This window comes from Massilia scottii (assembly GCF_030846495.1).
GTDB classification, from domain to species: Bacteria; Pseudomonadota; Gammaproteobacteria; order Burkholderiales; family Burkholderiaceae_D; genus Telluria_A; species Telluria_A violaceinigra.
This window is the reverse complement of the sequence record NZ_JAVCWM010000016.1, coordinates 138,323-147,946: the sequence shown is the minus strand read 5'-3', so window position 1 is coordinate 147,946 and position 9,624 is coordinate 138,323. Positions and strand designations below refer to the sequence as shown.

Here is a 9,624-nt window from a genome sequence, read left to right as displayed (position 1 = left end):
AGCCGGCTGACTTTCGGCGATAATCCGGCTCTTGTTATTGAAGTAGTCGAACCCAATGCCGATGCCGCGGCTGCTGCCGAGCGGATCGGTCACGATCCGGCTGGTCCGGCTGGGATAAGCAAATGTATAGCGCTGCGCACCACCGGCATGCTCCGACAGCACGGCCTGGCCATCGCCGTTGTACGCATACGTGGCAAGGCGTTTGCCATGTTCATCGGTGATTCCGGTGAGCAGGAAGCGGTCGTTGGGGTCTTCGTAGTGGTACGCGCGCGATGAAGTCTGGGCACCGGCGCGGTCGAAGAAGTGCACTCCAACCAGGCGGTCCATGCCTTTAATGGGTCCGTATCCGGGATTGGCGGCAGGCTCATATTCGTAGCGCACGCTGCCGGTGGCACTAGAGATAGACGCGATGAGGCCGCCTTCCCACGTCATCATCAGCGTTCGACCGCTGTCGTCGGCAATCTTGCTAAGCTGCTTGTTGGCGTCGTAGGTGTAATGCGTCGTCATGCCGGTGCGCGCATGAATGCTGCTGAGTCTGAAGGTGTCACCATCGCGGAGGAAACGTTCGACCGTGCCGTCCGGTGTTGTCAAGAGGAAGACCGTTTCATCGGGGCCTTGTACTTCCAGGGTCGTGCCTCTGTCGTGGGTTGACTTGTACGGGCCATTGCCCTGCCGCCAGAATTCGAAAAAGGTGCCATCGCTCAGTGCGCCAATGATTCTCGGCCTGATATTGCCAAGCAATGAACGCGGCGCGAAAAAGGCGCGCTCGAAGGAAAACGACCAGCCCATGCCCGCTGATTGCCCGAGTCCGTTTTCGCGCACGCTGCGATAGGTACGGCGCACGCGCAGCAAGTCATTGCCGCCCCCGCCTAGATCGATTTCATGCTGGATTTTGGCGCCGCTGACAAACTGAATTGGGTTTCCTGCCGCCTCTCCGCATTTCAAGGGCGCAGGAACTTCCGGCCTTTCTTTGCGACAAACGCCTTGCGCGTACGAACGATATCCCGGCTTGCAGTGCAGGACGGCATCGCCAAGCCAGGAAACGGGGCCGGTTTTGGGTAGCCACCTATAGGCGCATTCGAACGCATCGCGGCGCGCTGGCCAAGGCCGCATCGCGACAAGCGGCTCGCGCGCATGGTGCCACGCCCCTTTTTGACAGGCAGTAACCGGGTCGGGCGCATAATGCTCCGGACTGGTCGCTCCGCTGTAATACCACCAGCCAAGCGTTCCCTCTGGCAGGGCATTCTCTGCGCGAGCACTGCCGTGCGCCAAGATGAACAGGATCAGCGCGGAACGTATGAGATGACTCGGCGACGGAAACGGGCTTGCGTTGGGCATGGTTTTCCTGTCCTCCAGGGGAGAATGCTGGCGGAAATTGCCGGCGGGAAAACCAAGAATATCGACGTCAATAATTAGAACATTGCCTCATCTCAAGCCGTTATCTGCACCGGCTCATTCCAGATCATCCTTCCAAGAAAGACGTTGAGGGCGCGACCGGGTGGTCAGAGCGCCAGAAAAGTTGGCACCTGGGCGCACCATATTGAGCCACCTCAAACCTGGCTCACATCCCACCATCATGATCTGCATATTCGTCGACTTCACTGCTGGAACCAGCGATACGGCGTGCCGAAACCCCTATGAAGCAATCGGGAATATGGGTATCGATTCTGACCTGCTGGGTGACGGCGGCGGCAGCACGATTGCTGTGTTGGGCATTTTTTTGTCCGGGCTGTCGGTCCGGTGCGTCTCCGCGATCAACGGCCCGGCTGCGTCGCTCGCAGAAACCCGCGATAACGGCGTTGAGCTGCGCCTCGTACTTGAGGTGCACGTGCGCGGGACGGCGCCATCCAAGTGCGTGGCCACTGAACGGCGTGAAGGACATTGATGGTCCACTACACGCCAAAGTGAGCTATTAAGGCACGGAGCGGGAAAACAAAAAGCCGGCATCTGCCGGCTTTCGCTAAGTCTTTGATTCTATTGGTCGGGACGGAGTGATTCGAACACTCGACCCCTTGCACCCCATGCAAGTACGCTACCAGGCTGCGCTACGCCCCGACGAGTTGCGAATTATATCAGAGCATCTTACGTTTTTGGCACACAAAATCGCATCGGTCGCGCGCCGCTACATACCGCCTTGCGCTACCTCAAACCGCTCTCCGAAACCTCGTTACCACTCCGCAACCCAGCTAACGGTTTTGCTTCCGTACAGAACTACCACCCGGATCGCATTCATGTACTATTTATCATACAGTGTTGCAACTATTAAATTTACGATGAGAAAAACGGAGAATCCCTCCATGGAAAAGCAGAACAGCGACACCAGCCGCTTTCTTTCAACCGGCGTACCGGGACTGGACACCATCCTCGGCGGCGGCCTCACCAGTGACCGCCTGTTCCTGATCGAAGGCGAGCCCGGCACAGGCAAGACCACGCTCGCCCTCCAGTTCCTGTACGAAGGCGTACGCCGCGGCGAATCGGTCATCTATATCACCCTGGCCGAAACCCGCGTCGAACTAAAAGCAGTGGCGCAGTCGCATGGCTGGTCGATGGACGGCATCCACGTCGAAGACATCATCCCCAACGAAAACATCCTCCACCCCGACCACCAGTTCACCATTTTCCACCCGTCCGAAATCGAGATGGGCATGACCACCCAGCGCATCCTCGACACGATCGAAAAATACAAGCCGACCCGCGTGGTCCTCGATTCGCTGTCCGAGCTGCAGCTGCTGGCCGAAAGCCCGCTGCGCTACCGGCGCCAGGTGCTCGCGCTCAAGCAGTACCTGTCCGGCAAAGGCTGCACCACCCTGTTCCTCGACGACCGCACCGCCCTCTCGGGCGACCTGCAGGTGCGCAGCGTGGCGCACGGCGTCATCACGCTCGAACTGATCAACCAGGACTACGGCTCCGAACGGCGCCGCGTGCGCATCGTCAAATACCGCGGCATCGCCTTTCGCGGCGGCTCGCACGACTACAAGATCGTCACCGGCGGCCTGGTGGTGTTCCCGCGCCTGATCGCCGCCCACACGCGCGTGCACACCGAACGCAAACAGCTCTCGAGCGGCATCGCGCAACTCGACACCCTGACCGGCGGCGGCCTCGATGAAGGCACCAGCACCCTGCTCTCCGGCCCACCGGGCACCGGCAAATCGTCGCTGTGCGCGCAGTACGTTTACGCGGCCACCCAGCGCGGCCAGAAAGCGGCCATGTTCCTGTTCGAGGAAGCGGCCAACAACCTGCTGCTGCGCTCCACCGGCCTCGGTATCGACCTCCAGGGCGCGATCGACAATGGCCTGCTGATCATCAAGCAGATCGACCCGGCCGAAATGGCACCCGGCGAATTCATGCAGTCCGTGACCGATGCCGAAGCCAGTGGCGCGCGCGTGATCGTCATCGACAGCCTCAATGGCTACCTCAAGGCCATGCCCGACGAGCGCTTCCTCGCCACCCACATGCACGAACTGCTTACCTACCTGGGCCAGCGCGGCGTGGTCACGATTTTGGTCGGCGTGCAGCCCGGTGTCATCGGCTCCAACATGACCACCACGGTCGACGCCAGCTACATCGCCGACAGCGTCATCATGCTGCGCTACTTCGAGGCGCGCGGCAAGGTGCGCCAGGCTATCTCCGTCTTCAAGAAGCGGGTCGGCCTGCATGAGCGCACCATCCGCCTGTTCACGATGAGCAGCAAGGGCATTCAGGTAGGCGACGTGCTGACCAACTTCCACGGCATCCTGACCGGGGTTCCCACCTTCGACGACAGCGACTGCCACGTGCTGTTCGACGACGAAAACGGATAAGCGATAACAGCCATGGAAAAGCGAGTCCTGATCTACGCCCCGACCGGCCAAGACGCGGTGCTGGCATCGAAGATGCTCACGCTGGCGCAAGTCGATAACCTGGTCGCCGAAACAGCGCAGAAGCTCTCCGAAGAGCTGCTGATCGGCGTCGGCGCCGTGCTCACGGTCGAAGAAGCGCTGTCGAACGGCGGCCTCAAGGCGCTCGGCGAATTCGTCCAGCGCCAGCCCAACTGGTCCGACCTGCCGATCGTGCTGCTGACGCACCGCGGCCCCGATTCCCTCAGCGTGCGCCAGGCCATCAACGCCCTCGGCAACGTCACCTTGCTCGAGCGCCCGGTACGTACCCTGACCCTCATCACCTCCCTGCAGTCGGTGCTGCGCGCCCGCGAAAAGCAGTACCAGGTGCGCGAAACCGACCGCCGCAAGGACGAATTCCTGGCCAGCCTCGGTCACGAACTGCGTAACCCGCTCGCGCCGATCCGCACCTCGATGAGCGTCCTCAATCACCTGTATCCCGACCAGGCGCCCGTCAAGAAGGTCAGCGACGTGATCGAGCGCCAGGTGACGCACCTGACGCGCCTCGTCGACGACCTGCTCGATGTCGCGCGCATCAACAGCGGCAAGATCGAACTGCAGCGCGACTACACCACCTTCGCGCAAGTGATGGAGCACGTCACCGAACTGTGTTCGGCAGCGGCGGCGGCCAAGCATATCAAGATCGATGTCGCCATCCCGCCCGATCCGGTCATGCTGTATGCCGACTACGCGCGCGTGGTGCAGATCGTCGCCAACATCGTTTCGAACGCGGTCAAGTTCACGCCGTTCGAAGGCTACATCAGCGTGCGCGCGCTGGTCGAATTCGGCGCCCTGAAAATCTACGTCAAGGACACCGGCATCGGTCTCGAAGCGGTCGCCATCGGACGCATCTTCGCGATGTTCGAGCAAAGCCGGCCGCTCTCGGGCCAGATTGCCAGCGGCCTCGGAATCGGCTTGAGCCTGTCGCGCCAGTTCGCCGAGATGCATGGCGGTAGCGTGCAGGCGACCAGCGAAGGCCTGGGCAAGGGCAGCGAATTCGTGGTCACGCTGCCGGTCGTGACCGAAGCGCGGCCTGCCGTCGCGGCGAGCGTGGCGGACGTCATCGGCTCAAGCGACCAGCGCCCCAGGGTGCTGGTGGTGGACGATAACCGCGATGCCGCAGACTCGCTGCAGGCGCTGTTTGAAATGGAAAACTGCAACGTCGCCACCGCCTACGACGGCTACGAAGCGGTGCAGGCGGTGGAACAGGATATGCCCGACATGATCGTGATGGACCTCGGCATGCCGAGCATGGACGGCTACGAGGCCGCGCGCCGCATCCGCCTCAAGCCCGGCTCGCAGTCGGTGCTGATGATCGCGCTGACCGGCTGGGGCCAGAGCGATGCGCGCCAGCGCACCCTCGATGCCGGTTTCGACCATCACCTGATCAAACCAGTCAACTTCGACGAAATCAAGCGCCTCGCCGACGCCCGCCTGGCCGTCGCCCAAGGCTCGCGCCTGACAAGCTAGCTGGCCGTTCCCGCGAAGCGCGGGGGCGCCGCGGGTGCGCTTTCCAGCGCTTCCATCAAGCGCGCCATATCCACCGGCTTGACCAGATGCGCGTCGAAACCGGCGGCGAGCGCGCGTTCGCGGTCGCTGTCCTGCCCATACCCGGTCAGCGCGATCAGGCGCACCTTGCCCGTGGCCGGGTCGGCGCGCATGCGGCGCGCGACCTCGTAGCCATCGATGCCCGGCAGGCCGATATCGACCAGCGCAATATCCGGACACGCCGCGCCAGCCTGGCGCAGGCCGTCGAAACCGTCGATGGCCGTGTCGACGCGGTACTGCTGCGCTTCGAGCATCATGGCCATCATCTCGCGCCCGTCCTCGTTATCTTCGATCAGCAGCACGCGCTGGCGCGACGACGGCACCGGCGCCGGCACGCTCACCTCGGACTGCGGCGGCTGCACGCGCGGCAGGTGCAGCTCGAAACTGCTGCCCAGCCCCATGCCGGCGCTGCGCACGTCCACCATGCCCCCGTGCATCAGCGCCAACTGGCGCACCAGCGCCAGCCCCACACCCAGGCCGCCCTGCGCGCGGTCGAGCGGGCGCGCGCCCTGCACGAACAGATCGAACACATACGGCATCAGTTCCGGCGCAATCCCGATACCCGAATCGGACACGCACAGCACCGCATCCTCGCCTTCGCTCCTCACGCTAACCGAAATCGTGCCGCCGGCCGGCGTGTATTTGAGCGCGTTGTCGAGCAGGTTCGAGACGATCTGCTCAAGCCGGGTCGGGTCGCCATCGACCCAGACCGGCGCGACATCGACGCGCAATTCGTGGCGCGCCGAGCGCTGCGACGCGCGCAGGGTGGCCATGTAGTTGTCGATCACCTGGTCCAGCCGCAGCGCGCGCCGCTCCAGCAAAATCTTCCCAGAGTGAACCCGCCCCATGTCGAGCAGATCGTCGACGATGCGCGTCAGGTGCCCACTCTGGCGCGTGATGATCTCGCGCGCGCGCTCGCTGGCCGCTGCCGGCATGCCGGGATGGGCCATCACGCTGGTCGCGTTCACGATCGCCGCCAGCGGATTGCGCAGCTCATGCCCCAGCATCGCCAAAAATTCATCCTTGGCCCGGTTCTGCTGTTCGGCCGTGGTGCGCGCCTCGTGTTCGCGCTCGAACAGAATTTTGCGCTCGGTTTCGGCCGCAAGGCGCGACTGCTTTTCCTGGTTCACCACCGCCGCCGCCGCGCCAATCGCGGCCAGCACCTCGTCCACCTCGGCCACGCCGGACACGTCGGACTGGCCCGGGTCACCGCTTGTGCCCAGCGCATGCGCCGAGCGCGCCACCTGGCGGATCGAGCGCGACAAACGCCGCGCAAAGAACACGGCGGCCAGCGCGGCGCAGCACACCGCCGCCGCCAGCCCGGCAATCGATACCATCAGCGCGCGCCGCGCCGCCGATTCGATTTCCGCTTCCGGCACGCCGACTGCCACCGTCCATCCGGACAGCGCCGAGCGTTCCAGCACCGTGTACAGCTTCAGGTTGTCGTCGCTGGCGTTGCGGATCACGCCAATGGTCTTGTTGCGGATCGCTTCGCGCAGGTCGGGACGGGTGTCGCCGCGCCCCGCGCCACCGCCGCCATAGGTCTGGGCGATGGTCATGCCGTTACGGTCGTACACGCCGGCCAGCCAGGTCGGCGGCGCGTTCACCTGGGTCAGCACACCGTTGAAATGTTCGATCTTGAAACCCTGCGCGATCACGTAGCGCATGCCGTCGGGCGTGGTGACCGGCACATCCACCACCACCAGCAAGGCCTGGGTGACGACGCCGCGAATGAGATTGGAGATTTGCGGCGTGCCCGCATCGAGCACCTGGGCCACGCGCTGGGCCGCGTCCGGGCCCGGCAAGGGCGCGCCGAACGGCACCGCGGTATTGATCAGCTGCTGCCCGCGCTCGTCGATCAGCGCGGTCCAGGTGGCGCCCACCTTGTCGGCAAAGCGCGCCTGCTCGTAAAAGCCCGCCAGGTCGCCGCGCGCCAGGTGCGGCGAGGTGGCCAGCATGCGCACCGCGCTCTGGGTGTTGGTCAGTTCGCGGTCGATGCTCACCAGCGAGATGCGGGCCGTCTCGCGCACGCCCTTGAGTGCCGCCTCGCGCTCGGACTTGAGCAGCATGTTCAGCGAAATCGTCGAGAACAGAATGACCGGAATCAGGATCGCCGCGACCATCAGCGCGAGATAGGCGCGGATTTTCATGGCACCGGCGGCGAAAAACTGTTCATGGAATGCTGCGGCCTTTGAAAAACGGGAGAAGCGGCACAATGCCGTACGGTTGCAATTATAACCACTTTCCCCGAGACCTTAAGCCGGCTTGGCTTACTTCCAGTCGCCCCGCAAGGCGAGCACCTGTTTGTGCAGGTAGTCGGGCGTGGCGTCTTCCGGAGCGACCGGCGTGCCGACCGCCAGCGCCAGGCGCGAACGCGGTCCGCGCGCGAACGTACGCTCGAACAGATTGCCCGGATCGCGCGTGAGCAGGCTGCCCCACAGGCCGCGCAGCGCCATCGGAATCACCGGCACCTTGCTGCGTTCGACGATCTTGGCGATCCCGCCGCGGAACTCGCCCATGTCGCCGGTCGACGTCAGGCGCCCTTCCGGGAAGATGCAAACCAGGTCGCCTTCGTGCAGCGCCTGCGCGATGTCGATGTACGCCTTCTCCATCAGGAACTGGTCTTCCTTGGCCGGTGCGATCGGAATCGCGCGCGCCGTGCGGAACAGCCAGCCCATGAACGGCATCTTGAAGATTTTATGGTCCATCACGAAGCGGATCGGACGCGGGCTGGCCGCGCCGATGACGATCGCGTCGACATAGCTGACGTGATTGCACACCAATACCGCCGGACCTTCGTCGGGAATGCGGTCCACGTCCACCGTTTTCACGCGGTGGATGGTATGAATCAGCATCCAGGCCAGGAAGCGCATCAGGAATTCCGGCACCAGCGAGAAGATATACAGCGCCACGATGGCGTTCAGGATTGCGGTGGCGAGGAACATTTCGGGAATCGAAAAGCCCATCTTGATCATGACGATGGCCACGCCGGCCGCCCCGATCATGAACAGCGCGTTCATGATATTCATGCCGCCGATCGTGCGCGACAGGTGGGCCGGTTCGCAGCGGGTCTGGATCAGCGCGAACAGCGGCACGATGAACAGGCCGCCGAACACGCCGATCATGGCAATGTCGAACAGCACGCGCGTTACGCCCGCCTGCGCCAGCATGCCCATCATCTCCACTTCGACCGGCGGGCGCACGTAACCGATGCTGGCGAAATACAGGTCGATGCCGAACAGCGACAGGCCGATCGAGCCAAACGGCACCAGGCCGATTTCCACCTTGTGGCCCGACAGCTTCTCGCACAGCAGCGAGCCGACACCCACGCCGACCGAGAACACCGTCAGCAGCATCACGAACACGCTGTAGTCGCCATGCAGGTACGCCTTGGCGTACAGCGGGAACTGCGACAGGATCATCGCGCCGTAAAACCAGAACCACGAGTTGCCCAGCATGGACAGGAACACGGTGCGGTTCTTGCGCGCGTGGCCGATGTTGCGCACCGACTCGGCAAACGGATTCGGATTGATTTTCAGGTCGGGCGCGGGCGCCGGCGACAGGGGAATGCGGTAGCTGGCCACCAGGCCAAGCACGGCGAAGAACATGGTGGCGCCGGCCACCAGCAGCAGCCCGTTGGATTTGAGTACCAGCGCCGCGCCCAGGATCTGCCCGAGCAGGATGCCGACGAACGTGCCCATTTCGACCACGCCGTTACCGCCGACCAGTTCTTCCGATTTCAGATGCTGCGGCATGTAGGCGTATTTCACGGGCCCGAACAGGGTCGAATGCACGCCCATGCCGACCACGGAGGCGATCAGGAGCCACAAGGTGTGGGTCATCCAGCCGATGCCCGCAACGAGCATGATCGCGATTTCCAGCATCTTGACGAAGCGCGCCAGGCGCCCCTTCTCGACCTTTTCGGCGATCTGTCCGGCGGTGGCCGAAAACAGCACGTACGGCAGGATGAACAGACCCGGAATCAGGCTGTTCAAGACGGCCGGATCGAGGCTGGTCCAGCTGACGGCGTCGTAGGTGAGAATCACCAGCAAGGCGGTCTTGAAGACGTTGTCGTTGAACGCGCCGAGGAACTGGGTCCAGAAAAACGGCGCGAAGCGGCGTTGCTTTAAGAGGGAAAACTGGCTGGCTTGACTCATGCTGATAGATCTCTCAAGGTCTCGATGTGGCAAAAGGGTCGGAG

The 9,624-nt window shown here is 63.3% G+C and carries 6 protein-coding genes and 1 tRNA gene; 2 read left to right on the top strand and 5 right to left on the bottom strand.

What is annotated here, in order from left to right; translation table 11 throughout:
• From RBA41_RS21990 to RBA41_RS21980, 3 genes are all read right to left on the bottom strand, one after another.
• On the bottom strand, nucleotides 1–1,338 hold a 1,338-nt coding region (locus RBA41_RS21990), incomplete at its 3' end, for a DUF6531 domain-containing protein (RefSeq protein ID WP_306626382.1).
• Nucleotides 1,339–1,561: 223 nt separating this feature from the next.
• Entirely contained in the window at nucleotides 1,562–1,882 is a 321-nt protein-coding gene (locus tag RBA41_RS21985) for a hypothetical protein (protein WP_306626381.1), read from the bottom strand.
• A gap of 96 nt (nucleotides 1,883–1,978) precedes the next feature.
• Nucleotides 1,979–2,055, bottom strand: a tRNA-Pro gene (locus RBA41_RS21980).
• A gap of 242 nt (nucleotides 2,056–2,297) precedes the next feature.
• On the opposite strand from RBA41_RS21980, the gene RBA41_RS21975 reads away from it, so the two are divergent.
• Both RBA41_RS21975 and RBA41_RS21970 read left to right on the top strand, forming a co-directional pair.
• Nucleotides 2,298–3,800, top strand: coding sequence for an ATPase domain-containing protein (locus RBA41_RS21975; RefSeq protein ID WP_306626380.1), 1,503 nt, complete (start codon nucleotides 2,298–2,300; stop codon nucleotides 3,798–3,800).
• Nucleotides 3,801–3,812: 12 nt separating this feature from the next.
• A complete protein-coding gene (locus RBA41_RS21970; protein ID WP_306626379.1) occupies nucleotides 3,813–5,345 on the top strand; it encodes a hybrid sensor histidine kinase/response regulator in 1,533 nt (510 codons plus the stop codon).
• Here the strand turns inward: RBA41_RS21970 and RBA41_RS21965 are convergent.
• The gene (locus tag RBA41_RS21965) at nucleotides 5,342–7,573 is read right to left on the bottom strand and encodes an ATP-binding protein (RefSeq protein WP_306626378.1); all 2,232 of its coding nucleotides are present in this window, start codon (nucleotides 7,571–7,573) and stop codon (nucleotides 5,342–5,344) included. The genes RBA41_RS21970 and RBA41_RS21965 overlap by 4 nt on opposite strands.
• Nucleotides 7,574–7,693: 120 nt before the next feature.
• The gene (locus RBA41_RS21960) at nucleotides 7,694–9,580 is read right to left on the bottom strand and encodes an MFS transporter (RefSeq protein WP_306626377.1); all 1,887 of its coding nucleotides are present in this window, start codon (nucleotides 9,578–9,580) and stop codon (nucleotides 7,694–7,696) included.
• Nucleotides 9,581–9,624: the final 44 nt, after the last annotated feature.